Consider the following 22553-nt stretch of genomic DNA (forward strand, 5'->3'; position numbering starts at 1 on the left):
CAGCAGGCCCGATCTATCCTCCGGCCGACCGCTTTGGGGGATGGCAATGGGTGATTTCCTGCTGTACACGGTGGGCGTTCCGCTGACGTTCCTGTTCCTGGTGCTGGGCATCGCGTTGGCCGCCCGGCGCATCCTCGGGCTGCACGTCGGCCTGGCCCGCACCACGCTCGCGTGCCTGGTCGGCCTGTCGATGAGCGAGGTGGCGCTGAGCGCGATGCCGACGCCGGAGGCGACGCCCGCCCTGGCCACGGTGCAGATCGGCATCTCGCTCCTGCTGATGATCGCCCTGCTGACCTTCGCCGAGATCGTGGTGCCGACCGGCTCGGTCCCACCGCCCACCGAGTGGTGGCGCGCGCTGCGGGGACGCGTGAGCCGGGCGCGCCGGTACTCGCGGATCACCGCGATCGCGTTCCGCCACGGCCTTGGCCCGTACCTGCGAGGGCGGGAGCGCACCGACACCCGCCTCGCGCGGTCGCTGCGCCTCGCGCTCGAAGAGGGCGGCGTCACGTTCGTCAAGCTGGGCCAGGTGCTCTCGACCCGGCCCGACCTGCTGCCGGCGGACGTCATCGCCGAGCTGACGTCGTTGCAGGACAACGTCCCCGCCGCGCCGTGGCCCGCCGTGCGCGAGGTGCTGGTGGCCGAGCTGGGGCAGCCGCCGGAGGACGTGTTCGCGGAGTTCGACGAGCAGCCGCTGGCCGCCGCGTCCGTGGCCCAGGTGCACCGCGCCCGCCTGAAGTCCGGCGAGGACGTCGTGGTGAAGGTGCAGCGCCCGGACGTGCGGCGGGTCGCCGAGGGCGATCTGGACATCGTGGACCGACTCGCGTCGACGCTGCACGACAGGACCCGGTGGGGCAAGGCGATCGGCGTGCGCGACCTGGCCGCCGGGTTCTCCACCGCGTTGCGCGAGGAGCTGGACTTCCGGGTCGAGGCGCGCAACCTCGCCACCGTGCGCGCGACGTCCGCGGACTCCGACATCGTGTTCCCCGCCGTGCACGACGAGCTCTGCACGTCGCGCGTCCTGGTCATGGGGCGGCTGGACGGCGTGCCGATCCGGTCGGCGCCGCTGGAGTCGGCCGACCGCGGCGTGCTGGCCCGGTCGCTGCTGGACGTGCTGCTCCGGCAGGTGATGGTCAGCGGTGTCTTCCACGCCGACCCGCACCCCGGCAACATCATGCTGCTGCGCGACGGCCGGCTCGGGATGCTGGACTTCGGTTCGGTCGGCCGGCTCGACGCGCAGCTGCGGTCGGCGCTGGGCAAGATGCTGCTGGCCATCGACCACAGCGACCCGGCGGGCCTGCGGGACGCGTTGCTGGAGCTGGTGGCCCGGCCGGAAGAGATCGACGAACAGCAGTTGGAGCGCGCGCTCGGGCAGTTCATGGCACGGCACCTGAGCACCGGGACGCGGCCGGACGTGGAGATGTTCGGCGACCTGTTCAAGCTGGTCTACCGGTACGGGTTGAGCGTCCCGCCGGAGATCGCGGCGGTGTTCCGGGCGTTGGCGACGGTGGAGGGGACGCTGGCCGCGCTGTCGCCGGGGTTCGACATCGTGGCCGAGTCGCGGGCGTTCGCGGACAAGCAGTTCAGCGCGCACCTCACGCCGGAGTCGTTGCGGCGCACGGTGACCGAGGAGCTGCACTCGATGCTGCCCATGCTGCGCCGCCTGCCGCGGCGGGCCGAGCGGATCTCCAGCGCGTTGGAGCAGGGTCGGCTCGGGTTGAGCGTGCGGCTGTTCGCGGACGACCGGGACCGGCAGTTCATCGTGTCGCTGCTGCACCAGGTGATGCTGACCGTGCTGGGCGCGACGGCGGGGCTGATGGCGGCGCTGCTGCTGGGCGCGGACGGCGGGCCGCAGGCGGGTCCGGGCGTCTCGCTGTTCCAGGTGTTCGGCTACAACCTGCTGGTCATCAGCGTGCTGCTGGGGCTGCGGGTCGTGGTCACCATCTTCCGGCCGCGCGACCGACCTTGACACTTCAGGTTTGCAATGCAAACCTGACTGCGTGGCAGACCTCCTGGGGGACTTGGACGAACTGCGCCGCCGGGCGCGGAAAGACCGACATGCCTACCCGTTCCCGGTGCTGTACTTCGGCGTCGCCTCGTTCCTCGCGATACCGCTCTACCAGCCGTGGGGCCCGGAGGCGCTCCGCCGGGTGTCCGCGCCCACGTGGAACCCCTTGACCTCGCTCGGCACGAACGACGCCCTGCGGTACCCGTTGGCGCTCGGCCTGTACTGGCTGACCGTGCTCGTCGTCGGCGCCCTGGCGACCGCGTGGTGGTACCGCAGGCGGGGCCGCCGGGTCGGCATCGAGACGTCCACCGGCGGCTACCTCGCGGCGGTGGGAATCGGTGTCGGTGCGCCGCTGGTCAGCGAGGGCCTGTACTGGTACCTGCCGATGACGCCGCTCGGCCACTGGCAGCCGGGTCCGGCCACCGGCATCGGCCTGGTGGTGATCGCGGCGGCCACGGTGCTGTGGCGTCGGCGGGCACCCCGCGTCGTCACGGTGGCGGCGGCGGTGCTCGGCACGGCGGTGCTCCAGTACGCCCAGGGCTGGGTCGGGCAGTTCATCGTGATCGGTCTCGGCCTGGTGGTGCTGGCGGCGGTGGAGCGCAGCACCCGGTTCACCACCATCACAGCGGCCTACCTCGTCGCCGTGTGCCTGTCCGCCGGTTTCACGCCGGTCCAGAGCGTCCCGACGACCCTGTGGACGATGGCCGGTGTGGTCCTGCTGCCGGGATTTGTGCTCGTCGTGGGAGGTCTGGTGGGGTTGCGGCGTGAGTGAGCACCCGACCGCGTCGCTCGACGACGTGGTGCACCAGAAGCACCGGCTGGGGATCTTGACGGTCGCGGCCGAGGCGAAGCGCGTCGAGTTCGGGTACCTGCGGTCGACGTTGGAGCTCACGGCGGGGAACCTGTCGCGGCACATCACGGTGCTGGAGCAGGCCGGGCTGATCGCGGTGGAGAAGGGGTACGACGGCAAACGGCCCAGGACGTGGGTGAGCGTGACTTCGGTGGGGCGAACCGCGTTGGCGGCGGAGATGAGTGCGCTGCGCGCGCTCGTGGAGCGCCACGTAGCCTCGGGCTCATGAGCATCCACGACATCCCCGTGCACACCCTGTCCGGCGAGCCGTCGAGCCTGGGTTCGTTGGCGGGCAAGGCGTTGCTGGTGGTGAACGTCGCGTCCAAGTGCGGTTTGACGCCGCAGTACAAGGGGCTGGAGCGACTCCAGGAGCGGTACGCGGAGCAGGGGTTCTCCGTGGTCGGGTTCCCGTGCAACCAGTTCGCCGGTCAGGAGCCGGGCACGGCGGAGGAGATCGCCACCTTCTGCTCCACCACGTACGGCGTGACGTTCCCGCTGTTCGAGAAGATCGACGTGAACGGCCCCGGGCGGCACCCCCTGTACGCGGAGCTGACCGCGGTCGCCGACGCCGACGGCGCGGCGGGTGACGTGCAGTGGAACTTCGAGAAGTTCCTGGTCGCGCCCACCGGCGAGATCGCGGCCCGCTTCCGGCCCGCCACCGACCCGGAGGACGAGACCGTGGTGAAGGCGATCGAGTCCGTCCTGCCCTGACCGTTCCGGACCTTGGACGAAGCGGGAGGCAGCCCCGACCGTGGGCCACCTCCCGCACCCGTCAACCGTTGGAACGGCGGCCGAGTCGACCGGGCGACCTGCACCCGAGCTGCCCGAACCCACTCCGGCACGACACCTGGTCCACCCACACCACGGCAACGGGCCCCACCCCTCGTCACGCGGGTGGAGCCCGTCACTTCAGCCGGCAGACGTCAGCACTCGATGACGTTCACGGCGAGGCCGCCGCGCGCCGTCTCCTTGTACTTGTCCTTCATGTCCTTGCCGGTCTCGCGCATGGTCTTGATGACCTTGTCCAGCGACACGAAGTGCGAGCCGTCGCCGCGCAACGCCATCCGGGCCGCCGTGATCGCCTTGATGGCCGCCAGCGCGTTCCGCTCGATGCAGGGGATCTGCACCAACCCGCCGATCGGGTCGCACGTCAGCCCCAGGTTGTGCTCCATCGCGATCTCGGCCGCGTTCTCGACCTGCTCGGGCGTTCCGCCGAGCACCTCGGCCAGACCGGCCGCCGCCATGGAGCACGCCGAGCCGACCTCACCCTGGCAGCCGACCTCGGCGCCCGAGATCGACGCGTTCTCCTTGAACAGCACGCCGACCGCACCCGCCGTCAACAGGAACCGCACCACGCCGTCGTCGGACGCGCCCGGGACGAACCGCGTGTAGTAGTGCAGCACCGCCGGCACGATCCCGGCCGCGCCGTTGGTCGGCGCGGTCACCACGCGACCACCAGCGGCGTTCTCCTCGTTCACCGCCAGCGCGAACAGCGTCACCCAGTCCATCACCCGCAGCGGATCGGTGGCGTAGTGCTCGGCCGCCAGGGACTGCCGCATCTCCGCCGCGCGCCGCCGGACCTTCAGACCTCCCGGCAGCACGCCGGTCTCGTTGCACCCGCGCTCGACGCACGCCTGCATGACGCTCCAGATGTGCAGCAGCCCCGACCGCACCGAAGCGTCGCTCCGCCACGACAACTCGTTGGCCAGCATCACTTCGCTGATCGACGACCCGGTCTCCCTGGTCCGCGCCAGCAGCTCGTCACCGGTCCGGAACGGGTGCGCGACCGGCGTCTCGTCAGGCTTGATCCGGTCGGTCCCGGTGGCCGTGTCGTCCACCACGAACCCGCCGCCGACCGAGTAGTACACCGCCGAGTCGACCAGGGCGTCTCCCGCGTGCGCGGTGAAGCTCATGCCGTTGGGGTGCAACGGCAACGACTTGCGCCGGTGCATGACCAGGTCGGCGTTCTCGGTGAACGCGATGTCCCGCTCGCCACCCAGCCGCAGCCGCCCGGTGACCCGGATCTCCTCCACCCGCCGGTCGGCCTCCACCGGGTCGACGTCCTCCGGCCGGTGGCCCTCCAGCCCGAGCAGCACCGCCTTCGGGCTCCCGTGCCCGTGCCCGGTCGCGCCGAGCGACCCGAACAGCTCCACGTGCACCCGGTCGACCCCGGCCAGGACCGGACCCAGCCGGGCCGCGAACATCGCCGCCGCCCGCATCGGGCCGACGGTGTGCGAACTGGACGGTCCGATCCCGACCGAGAACAGGTCGAACACGCTGATCGCCATGCTCAGTCCCCGGTCAGTTCCGCGTACTTCGCGGCGGTGAGCAGCCCGGTCGCGTCCTCGACGGCCACCTTGAACAGCCAACCGCGGCCGTACGGGTCGTTGTTGATCAACGACGGGTCGGCGACGGCCTCGGCGTTGACCGCCACGACCTCGCCGCTGACCGGCGCGTACAGGTCGCTCACCGACTTGGTCGACTCCAGCTCGCCGCACACGTCGCCGGACTTCACGCGCGAGCCGGGTTCGGGCAGCTCGACGAACACGATGTCGCCGAGCGACTCCGCCGCGTACGAGGTGATGCCGATCGCCACGGGCTCCTGGGTACCCGGCGTCCAGTCCACCCATTCGTGTTCTGGCGTGTACAGCAAGTTCTCCGGAAAGGTCATCGCAGCGCTCCCTGGGTGAGGTTCGGATCCCCACTCTGTCCTGGGACCTGAGAGCTTCGCCGGCCGACCGTCGAACCGATCCCGGCTTGCACCGTGGGTGCGCGCAGAAGCACGCTTTCCAGAGTCGCCTCACCCGAGCGGTTCTCGCTGCCTGAGAGTGTGCGGGGTTGCTTGCTCCTTCGGCGCCTCGGCACGAACACCGAGGTCTCTCCCGCGCGGGTTCCGGCGCTCGACAACGCGCCGCGGCCGATGTTCAGTTGGTGTGCGCACGCTAAGCCCCACCCGGACGGGTGTCAACGCGAGGCGGAGCTTGTTCACACAGCACAACCGGGTACCCGGCCGTTAGTGCCGGCAGCACGATGACACTGAAACCCCGGTACCGGACCTTGGGTGTAACAAAGCCTGAAGGAGCCCACCGTGCGGATCGCCGTTCCCCGCGAGATCAAGAACCACGAATACCGTGTCGCGCTGACCCCGGCGGGTGCCCACGAGCTGACCCAGCGCGGTCACGACGTGGTGGTCGAAACCGGAGCGGGCCTCGGCTCGGCCATCACCGACGAGGAGTACCTGGCCGCCGGCGCGAAGGTCCTGGCCACCGCGGACGACGTGTGGGCCGAGGGCGACCTGGTGCTCAAGGTGAAGGAGCCCGTCGCGTCGGAGTACCGGCAGCTGCGCAAGGGCCAGGTCCTGTTCACCTACCTGCACCTGGCCGCCGACCGGCCGTTGACGCAGGCGCTGCTGGACTCCGGCACGACCGCGATCGCCTACGAGACGGTGCAGACCGCGAACGGCGCGCTGCCGCTGCTGGCCCCGATGTCCGAGGTCGCGGGCCGCCTCGCGCCGCAGGTGGGCGCGTTCGCGCTGATGAAGCCCTCCGGTGGGCGCGGCGTGCTGCCCGGCGGCGTGCCCGGCGTGCACCCGGCGCGCGTGGTCGTCATCGGTGGTGGCGTGGCGGGCCTGAACGCCGCCGCGATCGCCGTCGGCATGGGCGCGGACGTGCAGATCCTGGACACGAACGTGGACCGGCTGCGCCACATCGACGCGATCTACCAGGGCCGCCTGCGCACCGTCACGTCGAACCGCTACTCGGTCGAGCAGGCCGTCCGCGAGGCCGACCTGGTGATCGGCGCGGTGCTGGTGCCCGGCGCGAAGGCGCCGAAGCTGGTGTCCAACCACCTGGTGTCGGAGATGAAGCCCGGCTCGGTGCTGGTGGACATCGCGATCGACCAGGGCGGCTGCTTCGCCGACTCGCGGCCGACCACGCACGCCGACCCGACGTACCAGGTGCACGACTCGGTCTTCTACTGCGTCGCCAACATGCCGGGCGCGGTGCCGCGCACCTCCACCTACGCGCTGACCAACGTGACGCTGCCGTACGCCGTGGCGCTGGCCGACCGGGGCTGGCAGGCGGCGCTGCGCGCGGACCCGTCGTTGACGCCGGGCATGAACGCGCACGAAGGCCTCTTGACCAACTTGCCGGTCGCCGAGGCGCACGGCATGCCCTACACCGCGCTCGAACTCTGAACGGCTGAACACCGGGCGACGATCCCGCCACGACCCGGCCAACGCAGAGGGCCCCGCTCACAGCACGTGAGCGGGGCCCTTCGGCGATAAGACGGCCCGCTCAACCAGCCTGGGGGTCACTGGGAGCGGGCCGCGCCACCAATCTTAGCCGGGAACCACGTTCCCTGCCCAGCGACCCCACCGATTCGGCCGACATTTCCCCCTCACTTGGCAACCGACCGTGCCCGTTCTCAAGCAAACGAGTGAATTCGCGTCGTAACAGGTAAGTCACGACGACCGGTCGACCGATGCACTGGACGGGAGCTCCGCAGCTACGCAGCGGGGTCGTCCACCAGCGCGGCGCTCTGCCGCGCCACCCCCGATCGGAGTGCAGATGGCTGAACCCCAGGGTTGGATCGACTGCCACGACCCGTTCGGACGGGACCGGTCGATGACCGTTCTCGTCGAGAACGACCGAGTTCTGCTGGTCGCCCCGCCGGGCGAGTCGGCTGTGATGTCTGTCACACAGACGCGGCGGTTGCGCCGTCTGCTCGACCAAGCCGCCGACAGGATGTGACCCGCGTGGACGAGGCACTGCGGGCCGCCGTGCTGCGCCGGCTGGCGCGGCTGGACGAGGTCGTCGAGAGCGGTGAGGCGGAGGCGCTCGTGCCGCTGGCGCGGGCCGAGATCCACCGCCTGGCCGACGGTTGGCGCCTGCTGTTGACCGTGCACCAACCGGATCCGGACGGTCGCTGCGGCGCGTGCCCCGGCATCCTGCGGCACAAGAAGTGGCCGTGCCAGGTGTGGAACATGGCCCACCAGCACCTCATCGGCGAGGGCGTGCCGCACCGCGAACGCCGCCGTCCGCTGCGCCCGCTGCGCCGCCCGAACGACGCCGGGACGGCGGCCGGTGCGCCGGCGTCCGGACCGAAACCCCGACATGCCCTACCCGAGTGAACCGCCTAAGGCAGGATGACGCCCGGTAGGAGTAATCGGGAGGGACGCGTGCACGACGGCACAGGCCGCATCGTGGTGCAGAACTTGACCAAGCAGTTCGGTCCGGTCGCAGCGGTGCAGAATCTCAGCTTCACGGTGGAACCGGGTTCGGTTACCGGGTTCCTCGGCCCCAACGGATCGGGCAAGACGACGACGCTGCGCATGCTGCTCGGCCTGGTGACCCCGACCGTGGGCACCGGACTGATCAACGGCACCACGTTCGCGCAGCTCGGGAACCCGGCCAGGGTGGTCGGCGCGGTGCTGGAGGCGCAGGGCTTCCACCCGAAGCGCACGGCCCGCAACCACCTCCGGGTCTACGCCGCGGCGATCGGCGTGCCGGACTCGCGCGCCGAGCAGGTGCTCCAGCTCGTCGGCCTCGGCGCCGCGGGTTCGCGCAAGGCGGGCGGTTTCTCGCTGGGCATGAAGCAGCGCCTGGCCCTGGCCACCGCGCTGCTCGGCGACCCGCAGATCCTGGTGCTGGACGAGCCGGCCAACGGGTTGGACCCGGAGGGCATCGCGTGGCTGCGGTCGTTCCTCCAGTCCTACGCGCGCAGCGGGCGGACGGTGCTGATCTCCAGCCACCTGCTGGCCGAGATCGAGCAGACGGTCGACCAGGTGGTGATCATCAGCCGCGGCCAGACGATGTACTACGGGCCGCTGGACAACCTGCGCGACCAGCAGCAGGGCCGGGTGCTCGTGCAGCCGTCCGACACCGCCGGGCTGGTCGCGGCCCTGCGCGAGGACGGGATCAACGCGATCGAGCAGCTGCCGGACGGTCGCATCGCGATCACCGGCGTGGAGTCCAAGCAGGTCGCGGACATCGCGCTGAAGGCGGGCGTGTCGATCTACGGCATCCAGGAGGAGAAGGCCGACCTCGAACGGCTGTTCTTCCAGCTCACCAACGGCCAGTACGCGGCGCCGGGCCAGAACCAGTACACCCAGCAGCCGCCGCCCGGCTACCAGCAGCCCGGCTACCAGCCCGGTTACCAGCAGCAGGGGTACCAGCAGCCGGGTCCGGGCTACCAGCAGCAGGCGTACCAGCAGCAGCAGCCCGGCTACCAGCAGCAGCCCGGTCACCAGACCCCGCCGCAGGGGGCGTACCTCCAGCCGCCGTCGGGGTACGAGCAGCAGTACCAGCAGCCCCCGCAGGCCCCGCCGGCCCCGCAGGCCCCGCAGGGCTACGAACCACCGCAGGGCTACGAACCACCGCCGGGACAGCAGCAGCCGCCGCAGGACAACCCGTACGGTCAGCAGCACGGTCAGAGCGGCCTCGGGGGCGGTGCGTGATGGGCAACCTCATCAAGGCTGAGTTCCGCAAGACGACCACCACCGGTCTCTGGTGGGGTCTGATGATCCCGACCGTGCTGATGGCACTGGGCTGGTCGCTGGGCACCGGCGCGATCTTCACCAGCGTCGGCGACGTCATGAGCAGCGCGGAAGCCGAAGACCTGACCACGATGCTCGGGGTCGACCCGTCGCAGTGGCAGCTGTCGGTGTTCGGGATGACCCGCAGCATCAACGTGGCCACGATCTTCCCGATGATCTTCGGTGGGCTGGCGATCTCGAACGAGATCAACCGCAGGACCATCACCACCACGTTCCTCACCGCGCCGACCAGGGTCTCCGCGCTGCTCGCGAAGATGGTCGTCTACGTCGCGTGGGGCGCGATCTTCGGCGTCGCGATCGTGGCGTCGGTGAGCATCGGCATCGGCCTCACCTCGGACTCCAGCAACCTGCCCGACGCGGGCGGCTGGCTCGCGCTGGCCGGTGTCGGCATCCTGTCGTCGATCCTGATGACGATGTTCGGCGTGGGCGTCGGCGCGCTGATGACCAGCGTCGTCGGCACCACCGTGGTGCTGCTGCTGTACATGCTGATCGTGGAGAACGGCCTGCACTTCGTGCTGGCCTCGCAGGACCTGCCGGAGATCATCGGCTTCCTGCCCAACGGCGCCGTGAACGGGTTGACGGGTTCGGTGGCGGCATCGCTGTTCCTGTCGAACGCGGGCGTGGTGCCGGACGAACTGGTGGAGGTCGTGCGGGCCTTCGCGGGCGCGCTGGGCGCGTTCGACTGGTGGCTGAGCGGCCTGATCTTCCTGGTGTGGACGGGGCTGTTCTTCGTCGGCGGCTGGGCCGCCACGCAGCGCAAGGACATCACCTGATCGCATGGTCCTGAACGCCTGAACGAAGGCCGTCCCGAAGTCCGGGGCGGCCTTCGTCACATCTCGGGGCCCGGAGCTGTCGGAGGTCCGTCCTAATGTGGATCCCGTGACCAAGACCGACGGCTGGATCCGCAGACTCGCCTCCGCGTGCTGGAAGCACCGTGCGCTCGTGGTGTGGTCGATCCTGGCCGCGGTCGTGGGTGTCGGCCTCCAGGCCGTCGGCCCCCTGCTGATCAAGGTCGCGGTGGACGACGCCGTTGCCGGCCGCACGGACCGGTTGACGTGGCTCGCGGTCGCGCTCGTCGGCCTGGAGCTGCTCACGTTCGGCACGGCGTTCGTGCGCCGGTTCCTGGGCGGGCGGCTCGCCGTCGACGTCCAGCACGACCTGCGCCAGGGCGTGTTCGGCGCGGTGCAGCGGTTGGACGGGCCGAAGCAGGACGCGATGCGCACCGGCCAGGTGGTGTCCCGGTCGATCACCGACCTGCAGCTGGTCAACAGCCTGCTCTCCATGACACCGCTCGCGTTCGGCACGGTCGTGTTCGCGGTGGCGGCCATCGTGGCGATGTTCTGGCTGTCGCCGCTGCTGACCGTGATCGCGCTGGTGATCGTGCCCGCGGTCGGGGTGGTCGCGGCGCGCACCAGGCTGACGCTGTTCCCGGCGACGTGGTCCGCGCAGCAGCGCGCGGCGGACGTGGCGCAGCACGTCGAGGAGACGGTCACCGGTGTGCGCGTGGTCAAGGGCTTCGGCCAGGAGGCCCGGGAGATCGGCAGGCTGGAGTCGCGGGCGAAGCTGCTGTTCGCCGAGCGGATGCGCGCGGCCCGGCTCACCGCCCGCCCGTCCGCGACGCTGACCGCCCTGCCGTACCTGGGGCAGGTGGCCGTGCTGGCGCTGGGCGGTTGGCTGGCGCTGCGCGGCGAGGTCACGCTGGGCACGTTCCTGGCGTTCGCGACCTACGTGGCGACGCTGGTCGGCCCGACCCGGCTGCTGTCGAGCCTGATGGTGACGGCCCAGCTGGCCAGGGCGGGCGTGGAGCGGGTGTACGAGCTGATCGACTCGCAGCCCGACGTGGTGGACGGCGACCGCGACGTCCCGGCCGGGCCGGTGGCGGTGGAGCTGCGGGACGTGACGTTCGGGTACACGCGCAGCGAGCCCGTGCTGTCGCAGGTGTCCCTCCGGGTGGAGCCGGGCGAGACCCTGGCGATCGTCGGCACGGCGGGCTCGGGCAAGTCGACGGTCTCGCTGCTCCTGCCCCGGTTCTACGACGTGCACGAGGGCGCCGTGTCCGTGGGCGGCGTCGACGTCCGGGAGCTGCGGCTCTCGTCGTTGCGGCGGACCGTGGGGACGGTGTTCGAGGAGGCGTTCCTGTTCTCCGACACCGTCCGGGCGAACATCGCGTACGGCCTTCCGGACGCCTCCGACGAGCAGGTGCACGCGGCAGCGCGGGCGGCCGAGGCGCACGGGTTCATCGAGGCCCTGCCGAACGGCTACGACACCGTCGTCGGCGAGCGCGGCCTGACGCTGTCCGGCGGTCAGCGCCAACGCGTGGCCCTGGCCCGCGCGCTCCTGTCCGACCCTCGGGTCCTGGTCCTGGACGACGCGACATCGGCCGTCGACACCGCCACCGAAGCGGCGATCCACCGCACGCTGGCCGCCGTCACGGCCGAGCGCACCACGCTCCTGGTCGCGCACCGCCGGTCGTCGCTGACGCTGGCCGACCGCATCGCCGTGCTGGACGCGGGCCGCGTGGTCGACGTCGGCACCCACGCCGAGCTGCACGAGCGCTGCCGCCTCTACCGCGAGCTGCTGGCCGGCCCGGGTGAGGCGATCGAGCACGTCGACCCCCGCGCCGACGCCCGCCTGGAACCGGGCCCCGACGGCACCACCCCCGAGCTGTGGCCCGAGTCCGACGAGGACGAGCTGGCCGTGCGCGCGGCGAACCGCGCGGTGGGCAGCGCACCCAAGGTGGCCAGGGGCGGGGGCGGCACCTCGGCCCTGCTGGGCGGCACCCCGCCCACCCCGGAACTGATGGACCGCGTCCACGCCCTGCCGCCCGCGCTGGACGTCCCCGACCTGCGCGGCGAGGACCCGCGCGCACCCGACCCCGGTTTCCGCCTGCTCACCCTCCTGCGCCCGGTCCGCTGGGCGATGCTCGGCGTGGCGGGCCTCCTGCTGGTCGACACGACGCTCGCGGTCGCGGCGCCGAGCCTGGTCCGGCTGGGCATCGACCAGGGCGTGGTCGGCGGCGAGGTCGGCCGGCTCTGGACCGCGGTCGCGATCAGCTTCGCGCTGGTGGTCCTCGGCTGGGTGTCCGCCGCCGCGGGCACGGTCGTCACCTCCAGGGTCGGCGAGCGCCTGCTGTACCTGCTGCGCGTGCGCAGCTACGCCCACCTGCAACGACTGGGCCTCGACTACTACGAGCGCGAGATGGCCGGCCGGATCATGACCCGGATGACCACCGACGTGGACGCCCTGTCCAGCTTCCTCCAGACCGGCCTGACCACGTTCGCGATCAGCGTCCTGACCGTCGTCGGGATCGCCGCGGCGCTGGTGATCACCGATCCCGGTCTCGCCCTGGTCGCCCTGGGCGTCCTCCCGATCCTCTTCGTCGCGACGGTGATCTTCCAGCGGCTCTCGTCGGCCGCCTACGGGGAGGCGCGGGAGCGCATCAGCGCCGTCAACGCCGACCTCCAGGAGAACGTCTCGGGCCTGCGCGTGTCCCAGGCGTACACCCGCGAGGCGCGGTCCGCGGAGGCGTTCGCCGAGCGCAGCAACGCCTACCGCCGTTCCCGCATCCGGGCGCAGCGGTACATCGCCACGTACTTCCCGTTCCTGTCCCTGCTGTCCGGCGTGGCGCAGGCCGGCGTCCTCGTGGTCGGCGCTTACCGGGTCGCGGAGGGCACCCTGTCCCCCGGCGTGCTGCTGGCGTTCGTGCTGTACCTGGGCCTGTTCTTCTCGCCGCTGTACCAGCTGTCCGGCGTGTTCGACGGCTACCAGCAGGCCAGGGTCGGCCTGAGCCGCATCGGCGACCTGCTCCGCACCCCCACCACCGTCCCACCGGCCGCGGACCCGGTCGGCGTGACGGCGCTGCGCGGCGAGGTGGAGCTGCGCGACGTGACGTTCCGGTACCAGGGCACCACCCGGCCGGCGGTCGAGCGGATCTCCCTGCACGTCAGGCCGGGCGAGACCGTGGCACTGGTGGGCGCCACCGGCGCCGGCAAGTCGACCCTGGTGAAGCTGGTGGCGAGGTTCTACGACGCCACCGAGGGCACGGTGTTGATCGACGGCGTGGACGTGCGCGACTACGACCTGTCGGCCCTGCGCCAGCGCCTCGGCATCGTCCCGCAGGAGGCGCACCTGTTCGGCGGCGACATCGCCGAGAACGTCGCCTACGGCAACCCCGAGGCCACCCGTGCCGAGGTCGAAGCGGCCGTCCGCGCGGTGGGCGCCATGCCGGTGGTCGCCTCCCTTCCCGCCGCGTTCCACCAGCAGGTGGGCGAACGGGGCCAGGGCCTGTCCGCGGGCCAACGCCAACTCGTGGCCCTCGCCCGCGCCGAACTGGTCCAGCCGGCCCTCCTCCTGCTGGACGAGGCCACCGCCGCCCTGGACCCGGCAACCGAGTCCGCGGTCCTGGAGGCCAGTGACCACCTGGCCGGCGCGCGAACCACGTTCGTGGTGGCCCACCGCCTGGCCACCGCGGCACGCGCGGACCGGATCGTGGTCCTCGACGACGGTCGGATCGTGGAGCAGGGCACCCACGCCGAGCTGCTGGGGGCGAACGGCCACTACGCCCGCCTCTGGTCCCACGGCGCCGACCTCGACAAACCGGAGCTGACCACCACCCACTGACCACGGGCCCTCAAAGTTGCCGGCTTGGAAAGTTTGCAGAGTCGGAAAGTTTCGCTACGCTGATGCCATGGCGACGGACGAGGGCGGGCTGCGCGAGCGCAAGAAGCGGGAGACGCGGTTCGCGTTGAGCCAGGCCGCCATCCGGCTCACCATCGAGCGCGGGTGGAACAACGTCACGGTGGAGGACATCGCCGTCGCGGCGAACGTGTCCGAGCGGACGTTCCGCAACTACTTCGCCAACAAGGCCGAGGCGATCGTCGCCACGCACGTCGAGCGTGGCCGGCGCACGGCCGAAGCACTGCGGGAACGCCCGGCCGGCGAACCGCTCTGGGACGCGCTCGTTAACGCCGTGGTCGCGCAGTTCGAACCGCCGCCCGGCCACGACGGCGCAGTGCAGGACGGCCACGGCACGGTGCCCGACGGCTACGCCGCGGCGCTCCAGCGGCTGCTCGCCGAGCCGGCCGTCCAGTACGAGGTGTTCCGCGCCCACACCACGGCGCAGGACGAGCTGACCGCCGCCGTCGCCGACCGGACGGGCACCGACGCGGGCGACCTCTACCCGCAGACCGTCGCCGCGGTGATCAGCGCCGGGATCGGCACCGCGCTGACCCGGTGGAGCCGCAACCCCACGGGATCGATCGGAACGCTGCTCCGCGAGGTCTTCGACTCGATCCGCGCCGGGCTGCCCGACCCGCGCTGACCCGCACCCGCGACCCACCACGCCCGCTCGACGGGCTGATCAGCCATGCCCGAAAAACCCGGAACAGACCGGAGCAGAGGAGTGACGACCATGGACGTGGTCATCGTCGGCGGCGGACCGAACGGCCTGATGCTCGCCTGCGAGCTGGCCCTGGGCGGCGTGCGCCCGGTCGTGCTGGAGCGACTGCTCGAACCCGGCACGGAGCCGAGGTCGAACGGGCTGGTCGGGCAGGTCGTCCGCATGGTCGACCGCCGCGGCCTGTTCGAGCGGCTCAGCGGACAGCCCGGCCCGCCGCAGCCCAACAAGAGCTACTTCATGTTCGCCGCGATGCCGCTCGACCTCGGGCTCCTCGCGGACAGTCCCCTCTACGCCCTCCCGGTGCCCGAGTCGGACACCGTGCGGGTCCTGGAGGAACGCGCGAACGAACTGGGCGTCGAGATCCGCCGCGGCCACGAGTTCACCGGCCTCGTGCAGGACGGTGCCGGCGTCACCCTCACCGTCGACGGTCCCGAGGGCGCCTACGAGCTGCGCACCCGGTACCTCGTCGGAGCCGACAGCGCGCACAGCCCCGTCCGCAAGGCCGCCGGCATCGCGTTCCCCGGTGTCACCCACGACCGGGCCACCACCCGCTCCGCGCACGCCACCGTGCCGCCGGAGTGGATCGACCCGGCGAGCGGCGCGCTGGACGTGCCCGGCCACGGTCCCGTGCTGCCGTTCCTGCCCGTCCGGACCACCCACGGCGGCTTCACGTACGCGCCGCTCCCCGGCCGGCCGCCGCTGGTCGCCACCACCGAGTGGGACGAGCCGGAGACCGAGGAGCCGATGACCCTCGACGAGCTGCGTGCCAGCGTGCGCCGGGTGCTGGGCGTGGACGTGCCCCTCGGCCCGCCACCCGGCGCGGGCCCGCACGTGCTGCGCAGGCTCAACGGCGGCAACACGCGGGTCGCCGAGCGGTACCGCGAAGGCCGGGTGTTCCTGGTCGGCGACGCCGCGCACGTCTTCGCCGCGGGCGGCACCGGGCTCAACACCGGCATGCAGGACGCGATCAACCTGGGCTGGAAGCTGGCGGCGGCGGTCAACGGCACGGCCGGAGGTGCGGGCGACCTGCTCGACACCTACGAGGCCGAGCGCCGCCCGGTCGCCGAGCGGGCGATCACCTACTCGCAGGCGCAGGCCGCACTGCTGTCGCCCGGCGAGGACGTCACCGGCCTGCGGCGGGTGTTCGGCGAGCTGCTGACCCGACCGGACGTCGTGCGGGTGTTCGCCGACCTGGTCGCCGGCTCGGACGTCCGCTACCCGGTCGGCGACGGCGCACACCCCCTGGCCGGCCTGCCCGCACCCGACCTGGACCTGCACGGGCCGGACGGCACCGTCCGCCTCGCCGAGCTGGTCCGGGCGGCCCGGCCGCTGCTGGTCGACCTCACCGCGGCCGGCGACCTGCGCGCCGACGGCGTCGAGGTGGTGCGCGCCAAGGCGGACACCGACGTCACCGCGCTCCTGCTCCGCCCGGACTCCTACGTGGCGTGGGCGTCGAGCGACGCGCGCCCGGACCGGGACGGGCTGCGGGACGTCGTGGAGCGGTGGTTCCCGCGCACGACGCCGCCCCGCAGCCGGTGAGGTCTGCGGGGCGAGCGGGACGGCCAGCGGGACAAGGGACCTCAGGCGTCGGCGGTCCTCAGGCGTCGGCGGTCCTCAGGCATCGGCGAGCAGGTCGTCCAACTGCTCGTACCCCTCGGCCACGCCGGTCTCCATCCCGCTGGCCATGGCCGCGTCCCGACCCTCGGTCGTCTCGAACACGCTGATCGCGTGCAGGCGCGTCCGACCGCCACCCAGGTCCTCGAACGTCAGCGTCTCCAGGCAGACGCCGTCGGGGAAGCCCTCGAAGGTGAACGTCTGCACGATCCGCTCACCGGGCCGCACCTCGTGGAACGAGCCGAAGAACCGGTACTCCTCGTCCCCGCGGGTGTGCGCGTACCGGTACGCCCCACCGGTCGTCGCGTCCCACCGGTCGACCTTCATCGTCACCGAGCGCGGGCCCAGCCACTTCACCACCAGCTCGGGGTCGACGTGCGCCCGGAACACCGCGTCCACCGGCGCGTCGAACTCGCGGGTGATGTGGATCGTCGGCAGGGCCGGGTCGGCGCTGATCGTGGTCTCGGGGTGCGTGGTCGTGGTCATGATGCCTCTCCTTCGCTTCGGGTCTTCGCTTGATCGGGTTCGCCGACCGCCATCTCGGCCAGCACGGCGTCGAGCCGCTGGTAGCGCTGTTCCGCCTCCAGCCGATAGCGCTCGATCCACTTCGTCATCAGGTCGAACACCTCCGCCTCGAGGTGGACGGGCCGCCGCTGCGCCTGCTTGCTGCGACTGACGAGACCGGCGTCCTCCAGGACCTTGAGGTGCTTCGACACGGCCTGCACGGTCACGGCGTACGGCTCCGCCAACTCGTTGACGGTCGCGTCGCCCACCGCCAGCCGCGCCACCATGTCGCGCCGGATCGGGTCGGCCAGAGCCGAGAACACCCGCGACAACCGGTCGTCCACCGCTTCCGCCTCTCCCTTACTCAACCTCTCGGTTGAACACAACCCTACGAAGCCACTCCAGCGAAGTCAACCAAAAAGTTGAACACGCAGGTCAGAACGCCGCGTTCAGCCCTCTGAACCCCTCACACCGCCACCCCGGCCGCAGTGCGCACAACTACTCCAAGTCGAGGCCGACCGGGACACTTCCGGGGCTTAACCTCAAGCCATGCTCAAGCACCCATGACGGGACCGGTGACCTGATCGATCCTGTGAGGGAACACTCCTTGCCCGCCCCCTCCTGTGTGTGAACTGCACCGGACGGGGGACTAGCCTGACCATGAGTGAGTCATTACCAAGAGCGAGATGGATAGAGGCGAGCGCCAGCCGTGTCCAGCAGCAGTCCTGCTTCACAGTTCGGCCCCAATGAGTGGCTGGTCGAGGAGATGTACGAGCAGTTCCTCGCCGACCCGTCGTCGGTAGACCCGGCCTGGCACGACTTCTTCGCCGACTACAAGTCGACGCAGCGGTCGGGCAACGGGGTCGCGACGACGGCCGCGGAGAACGGCACCACGACCGCCACCAAGCCGGCCCCGGCCCAGCAGGCCCCGCAGCAGCCGAACAGGTCGGCGCCCGCCGCATCGACCACCGCTCAGCAGCAGCCGCCGCAGCCGACACCGTCGAAGAGCACAGCGCCGGCCCAGAAGCCCGCGAGCAAGCCCGCTCCCGCCGAGGCCGCCAAGGCCGCGCCGGTGCAGCCGGCCCAGGGCCAGGAGCAGAAGCAGCTCCGCGGCGCCTCCGCCGCCATCGCGAAGAACATGGAGCTGTCGCTCACCGTTCCGACCGCGACGAGCGTGCGCGCCGTGCCCGCGAAGCTGCTGGCCGACAACCGCATCGTGATCAACAACCACCTCAAGCGCACCCGCGGTGGGAAGGTCTCCTTCACCCACCTGATCGGGTACGCGGTGGTCCGGGCGCTCCAGGCGTACCCGAACATGAACCGGCACTACGCCGCGGTCGACGGCAAGCCGTTCGTGGTCACCCCCGAGCACGTGAACTTCGGCCTGGCGATCGACCTGCCCGGCAAGGACGGCTCGCGCACGCTCGTCGTCGCGTCCATCAAGGGCTGCGAGAACATGACGTTCACGCAGTTCTGGCAGGCCTACGAGGACCTGATCCGCAAGGCGCGGACGGGCTCGTTGACCACCGAGGACTTCTCCGGCACCACGATCTCGCTGACCAACCCCGGCACGATCGGCACCAACCACTCGGTGCCGCGCCTGCAGGCGGGCCAGGGCACGATCATCGGCGTCGGCGCGATGGAGTACCCGGCGCACTTCCAGGGCACCAGCGAGCAGGCCCTCACGGACATGGGCGTCAGCAAGGTCATCACGCTGACCTCCACCTACGACCACCGCGTCATCCAGGGCGCCGAGTCGGGCGAGTTCCTGCGCCGCATCCACCAGCTGCTGCTGGGCGAGGACGGCTTCTACGACGACGTCTTCACGTCGCTGCGGCTGCCGTACGAGCCGATCCGCTGGGTCGCCGACATCCCCGAGGGCGCGGTCGACAAGACGGCCCGGGTCATCGAGCTGATCGACGCGTTCCGCACCCGCGGCCACCTGATGGCCGACACGGACCCGCTGAACTACCGGCAGCGCAGCCACCAGGACCTCGACGTCCTGTCGCACGGCCTGACCCTGTGGGACCTCGACCGGGAGTTCCCGGTCGGCGGGTTCGCGGCCCGGGAGCGGATGCGGCTGCGCGACATCCTCGGCGTGCTGCGCAACTCGTACTGCCGCACCGTCGGCGTCGAGTACATGCACATCCTCGACCCGGAGGAGCGCCTCTGGATCCAGGAGCGCGTCGAGGTGCCGCACGAGAAGCCGCCGGCCACCGTGCAGAAGTACATCCTGTCGAAGCTCAACGCCGCCGAGGCGTTCGAGACCTTCCTCCAGACCAAGTACGTCGGCCAGAAGCGGTTCTCGCTCGAAGGCGGCGAGACGGTCATCCCGCTGCTGGACGCGGTGCTGGACAAGGCCGCCGAGCACGAGATCGACGAGGTCGTCATCGGCATGCCGCACCGCGGCCGGCTGAACGTGCTGGCGAACATCGTCGGCAAGCCGATCTCGCAGATCTTCCGCGAGTTCGAGGGCAACCTCGACCCCGGTCAGGCGCACGGCTCCGGTGACGTCAAGTACCACCTGGGCGCCGAGGGCAAGTACTTCCGGATGTTCGGCGACGGCGAGACGAAGGTGTCGCTGACCGCGAACCCGTCGCACCTCGAAGCCGTGGACCCGGTGCTCGAAGGCATCGTCCGGGCCAAGCAGGACATGCTCGACAAGGGCGGCGAGGGCTTCACCGTGCTGCCGGTCGCGCTGCACGGCGACGCCGCGTTCGCGGGCCAGGGCGTGGTCGCCGAGACGCTGAACCTGGCGCTGGTGCGCGGTTACCGCACCGGCGGCACGGTGCACGTCGTGGTGAACAACCAGGTCGGCTTCACCACCGCGCCCGAGCACTCGCGCTCGTCGAAGTACTCGACCGACGTGGCGAAGATGATCGGCTCGCCGGTGTTCCACGTGAACGGCGACGACCCGGAGGCGTGCTACTGGGTCGCCAAGCTGGCCGTGGACTACCGGCAGCGGTTCAACAAGGACGTCGTGATCGACATGGTGTGCTACCGCCGCCGCGGTCACAACGAGGGCGACGACCCCTCGATGACGCAGCCGGCGATGTACGACGTGATCGACACCAAGCGGTCGGTGCGCAAGACCTACACCGAGTCCCTGATCGGCCGCGGCGACATCTCCGTCGAAGAGGCCGAGAAGGCGCTGCAGGACTTCTCGTCGCAGCTGGAGCACGTGTTCAACGAGGTCAGGGAGCTGGAGAAGCACCCGATCAAGACCTCGCCGTCGATCGAGGCGGAGCAGCAGATCCCGGCCAAGCTGCCCACCGGGATCGACCGGTCGATCATCGAGAAGATCGCCGACGCGCACGTGAACCTGCCCGAGGGCTTCACCCCGCACCCGCGGGTCAAGCCGGTGCTGGAGCGGCGCGCCAAGATGGCCCGCGAGGGTGGCATCGACTGGGCGTTCGCCGAGCTGCTGGCGTTCGGGTCGCTGGTGCTGGAGGGCCGCACGGTCCGGCTGGCGGGCCAGGACTCGCGGCGCGGCACGTTCGTGCAGCGGCACGCCACGCTGGTGGACCGGAAGAAGTCCGAGGAGTACACGCCGCTGCAGAACCTGGCCGAGAGCCAGGGCAAGTTCATGGTGTACGACTCGGTGCTGTCCGAGTTCGCGGCGCTGGGCTTCGAGTACGGGTACTCGGTGGCCAACCCGGACGCGCTGGTGCTGTGGGAGGCGCAGTTCGGCGACTTCGTCAACGGCGCGCAGCCGATCATCGACGAGTTCATCTCGTCCGGTGAGGCGAAGTGGGGCCAGCTGTCCGACGTGGTGCTGCTGCTGCCGCACGGCCACGAGGGCCAGGGCCCGGACCACACGTCCGGCCGGATCGAGCGGTTCCTCCAGCTGTGCGCGGAGGGCTCGATGACGATCGCGGTGCCGTCCACGCCGGCGAACTACTTCCACCTGCTGCGGCGGCACGCGCTGGACGGCGTCAACCGCCCGCTGGTGGTGTTCACGCCCAAGTCGATGCTCCGCCTGAAGACCGCGACCAGCCCGGTCGAGGACTTCGTCGAGGACCGGTTCCAGTCGGTGATCGACGACAAGACCGGCCTGGACCAGAGCGCGGTGCGCAAGGTCCTGCTGTGCAGCGGCAAGATCTACTACGAGCTGGCCGCCGAGCAGGAGAAGCGTGCCGCCAAGGACGTCGCCGTGCTGCGGGTGGAACAGCTCTACCCGGTGCCCGCGCGCAAGCTGACCGAGGCGCTGGACCGCTACCCGAACGCCACCGAGGTCCGCTGGGTCCAGGAGGAGCCGGCGAACCAGGGTGCGTGGCCGTTCTTCGGGTTGGCGCTGCCGGAGTTGCTGCCGGAGCGGTTCGCCGTGAAGCGCGTCTCGCGCCGTCCGATGGCCGCGCCGTCGGCGGGTTCGTCCAAGGTGCACGAGCTGGAGCAGCGCGAGCTGATCGCGAAGGCGTTCGAGTAGGAACTGGTGGATCGCGCCGAGCCGTCGAGACCTCCGGGTGTCGGCGGCTCGGCCGTCTGTGGAGGAAAGACCGTGTACTTCACCGATCGTGGCATCGAGGAACTGGAAACCCGCCGGGGCGAGGAGGAAGTGAGCTTCGCCTGGCTGGCCGACAAGCTGCGTGCCTTCGTCGACGCCAACCCCGACTTCGAGACCGCCGTCGAGCGGCTGGCCACCTACCTGGCCAGGGACGACGAGGACTTCGAGGACTGACCTGCGCGCAAGCCCCCCGTGCCGCCGTGTTGACAGCCGAACCAGGTAAGTAGAAACTAACCGTTAGTGGCAACTTACGAACTTGATGGATGGGGCGTGCTCGGCGATCGCACCCGGCGTGCGATCTTCGAGCGGGTCGCCGACCGCGCGCAGACGGTCGGCGAACTGGCCGCCGGGATGCCGGTCAGCAGGCCGGCGGTGTCGCAGCACCTCAAGGTGCTCAAGGACGCCGGCCTGGTGGTCGACCAGCCGGTCGGCAACCGCCGCATCTATCGGGTCGACCCGGACGGGCTGGCCGCGTTCCGCGCGCAGCTCGACGGGTTCTGGACCAGGACCTTGGCGGCCTACAAGCGGTCCGCCGAGGACTTCGACACGGGAGGCCCGATGACGACGCAGGCAGAACAGGCGACGGTGCGGTCCGACATCGTCGTGGAGGCGCCGCTGGAGCGCGCGTTCGCGGTGTTCACCGAGCGGTTCGGTGATTTCAAGCCGGTGGAGCACAACATCCTCGGGGTGGAACTGGCCGAGACGGTCTTCGAACGCCGGGTGGGCGGCCACATCTACGACCGCGCGGTGGACGGCAGCGAGTGCCGCTGGGCGCGCGTGCTGGTCTACGAGCCGCCGCACCGGGTGGTGTTCAGCTGGGACCTCGACCCTCGCTGGCAGGTCGAATCCGACCCGGACCGGACCAGCGAGGTCGACGTGCGGTTCATCGCCGAAACGGCGGGGCGCACGCGGGTGGAACTGGAGCACCGCCACATCGACCGGCACGGCGAGGGCTGGCACAGCGTCAGCGACGGTGTCGGCAGCGAGGGCGGCTGGCCGCTGTACCTGCGGCGCTTCGCCGGGCTGTTCGACCAGGAAGCCTGACCACACCGCCTTGTCGCGTCACCCCGGGACTGTCGGCGGACGGCCGTCGGCTGCCGCTCGCCGGTGAGACGGTTGACC

The 22553-nt window shown here is 71.0% G+C and carries 18 protein-coding genes and 1 riboswitch; of the genes, 14 read left to right on the forward strand and 4 right to left on the reverse strand.

The genetic code is table 11. The features are described from left to right. Positions 1-46: 46 nt before the first annotated feature. Genes OQ02_RS18595 through OQ02_RS18610 form a run of 4 tightly spaced genes read left to right on the forward strand, consistent with a single transcriptional unit; the run spans position 47 to position 3566 of the window. Entirely contained in the window at positions 47-1966 is a 1920-nt protein-coding gene (locus OQ02_RS18595) for an ABC1 kinase family protein (RefSeq protein ID WP_033439734.1), read from the forward strand. Between the two features lie 31 nt (positions 1967-1997). Beyond that, complete coding sequence (locus OQ02_RS18600; RefSeq protein ID WP_156077130.1) at positions 1998-2777, forward strand: hypothetical protein; 780 nt, start codon at positions 1998-2000, stop codon at positions 2775-2777. Further along, positions 2770-3084 carry a winged helix-turn-helix domain-containing protein gene (locus OQ02_RS18605; protein ID WP_033439736.1) on the forward strand — a complete coding sequence of 105 codons (315 nt, stop codon included), beginning with the start codon at positions 2770-2772 and terminating at the stop codon, positions 3082-3084. The genes OQ02_RS18600 and OQ02_RS18605 overlap by 8 nt, the downstream gene beginning before the upstream one ends. Further along, positions 3081-3566, forward strand: coding sequence for a glutathione peroxidase (locus OQ02_RS18610; protein WP_033439737.1), 486 nt, complete (start codon positions 3081-3083; stop codon positions 3564-3566). Before OQ02_RS18605 ends, OQ02_RS18610 begins: the two co-directional genes overlap by 4 nt. Before the next feature lie 212 nt (positions 3567-3778). On the opposite strand, the gene OQ02_RS18615 is transcribed toward OQ02_RS18610, so the two are convergent. Both OQ02_RS18615 and gcvH read right to left on the reverse strand, forming a co-directional pair. Further along, positions 3779-5143, reverse strand: a complete 1365-nt coding sequence (locus tag OQ02_RS18615; RefSeq protein WP_033439738.1) for an L-serine ammonia-lyase — start codon at positions 5141-5143, stop codon at positions 3779-3781. A gap of 2 nt (positions 5144-5145) precedes the next feature. Beyond that, on the reverse strand, positions 5146-5526 hold the full coding sequence (gcvH, locus tag OQ02_RS18620) for a glycine cleavage system protein GcvH (protein ID WP_033439739.1): 381 nt from the start codon (positions 5524-5526) through the stop codon (positions 5146-5148). Between the two features lie 128 nt (positions 5527-5654). Beyond that, positions 5655-5750: riboswitch (glycine riboswitch) on the reverse strand. 193 nt (positions 5751-5943) lie between these two features. Between gcvH and ald the strand changes: the two genes are divergently transcribed. From ald to OQ02_RS18660, 7 genes are all read left to right on the forward strand, one after another. Continuing rightward, on the forward strand, positions 5944-7050 hold the full coding sequence (gene ald / locus OQ02_RS18625) for an alanine dehydrogenase (RefSeq protein ID WP_033439740.1): 1107 nt from the start codon (positions 5944-5946) through the stop codon (positions 7048-7050). Between the two features lie 561 nt (positions 7051-7611). Then, on the forward strand, positions 7612-7986 hold the full coding sequence (locus tag OQ02_RS18635) for a hypothetical protein (protein WP_033439778.1): 375 nt from the start codon (positions 7612-7614) through the stop codon (positions 7984-7986). 48 nt (positions 7987-8034) lie between these two features. Next, positions 8035-9312, forward strand: coding sequence for an ABC transporter ATP-binding protein (locus OQ02_RS18640; RefSeq protein ID WP_033439741.1), 1278 nt, complete (start codon positions 8035-8037; stop codon positions 9310-9312). Further along, positions 9312-10184 carry an ABC transporter permease subunit gene (locus OQ02_RS18645; protein ID WP_033439742.1) on the forward strand — a complete coding sequence of 291 codons (873 nt, stop codon included), beginning with the start codon at positions 9312-9314 and terminating at the stop codon, positions 10182-10184. The genes OQ02_RS18640 and OQ02_RS18645 overlap by 1 nt, the downstream gene beginning before the upstream one ends. Before the next feature lie 97 nt (positions 10185-10281). Then, positions 10282-14031, forward strand: a complete 3750-nt coding sequence (locus OQ02_RS18650) for an ABC transporter ATP-binding protein (RefSeq protein ID WP_051772501.1) — start codon at positions 10282-10284, stop codon at positions 14029-14031. A gap of 67 nt (positions 14032-14098) precedes the next feature. Next, positions 14099-14731: an acyl-CoA-like ligand-binding transcription factor gene (locus tag OQ02_RS18655; RefSeq protein WP_033439743.1), complete on the forward strand. Its 633-nt coding sequence runs from the start codon at positions 14099-14101 to the stop codon at positions 14729-14731. 90 nt (positions 14732-14821) lie between these two features. Continuing rightward, positions 14822-16348: an FAD-dependent monooxygenase gene (locus tag OQ02_RS18660; protein ID WP_033439744.1), complete on the forward strand. Its 1527-nt coding sequence runs from the start codon at positions 14822-14824 to the stop codon at positions 16346-16348. A gap of 75 nt (positions 16349-16423) precedes the next feature. Here OQ02_RS18660 and OQ02_RS18665 read toward each other — a convergent pair whose 3' ends face one another. Then, on the reverse strand, positions 16424-16909 hold the full coding sequence (locus OQ02_RS18665) for an SRPBCC family protein (protein WP_033439745.1): 486 nt from the start codon (positions 16907-16909) through the stop codon (positions 16424-16426). After that, the gene (locus tag OQ02_RS18670) at positions 16906-17271 is read right to left on the reverse strand and encodes an ArsR/SmtB family transcription factor (protein ID WP_033439746.1); all 366 of its coding nucleotides are present in this window, start codon (positions 17269-17271) and stop codon (positions 16906-16908) included. Before OQ02_RS18670 ends, OQ02_RS18665 begins: the two co-directional genes overlap by 4 nt. Positions 17272-17636: 365 nt before the next feature. Here OQ02_RS18670 and OQ02_RS18675 point away from each other — a divergent pair, with 365 nt between their 5' ends. From OQ02_RS18675 to OQ02_RS46940, 3 genes are all read left to right on the forward strand, one after another. Continuing rightward, positions 17637-21353, forward strand: coding sequence for a multifunctional oxoglutarate decarboxylase/oxoglutarate dehydrogenase thiamine pyrophosphate-binding subunit/dihydrolipoyllysine-residue succinyltransferase subunit (locus OQ02_RS18675; protein WP_081915746.1), 3717 nt, complete (start codon positions 17637-17639; stop codon positions 21351-21353). A 72-nt stretch (positions 21354-21425) separates the two neighbouring features. Then, complete coding sequence (locus OQ02_RS18680; RefSeq protein WP_033439748.1) at positions 21426-21605, forward strand: DUF6104 family protein; 180 nt, start codon at positions 21426-21428, stop codon at positions 21603-21605. 96 nt (positions 21606-21701) lie between these two features. Further along, a complete protein-coding gene (locus tag OQ02_RS46940; protein ID WP_331281537.1) occupies positions 21702-22475 on the forward strand; it encodes a metalloregulator ArsR/SmtB family transcription factor in 774 nt (257 codons plus the stop codon). Positions 22476-22553 lie beyond the last annotated feature (78 nt).

The organism is Saccharothrix sp. NRRL B-16314, from assembly GCF_000716595.1.
Lineage (GTDB): Bacteria > Actinomycetota > Actinomycetes > Mycobacteriales > Pseudonocardiaceae > Actinosynnema.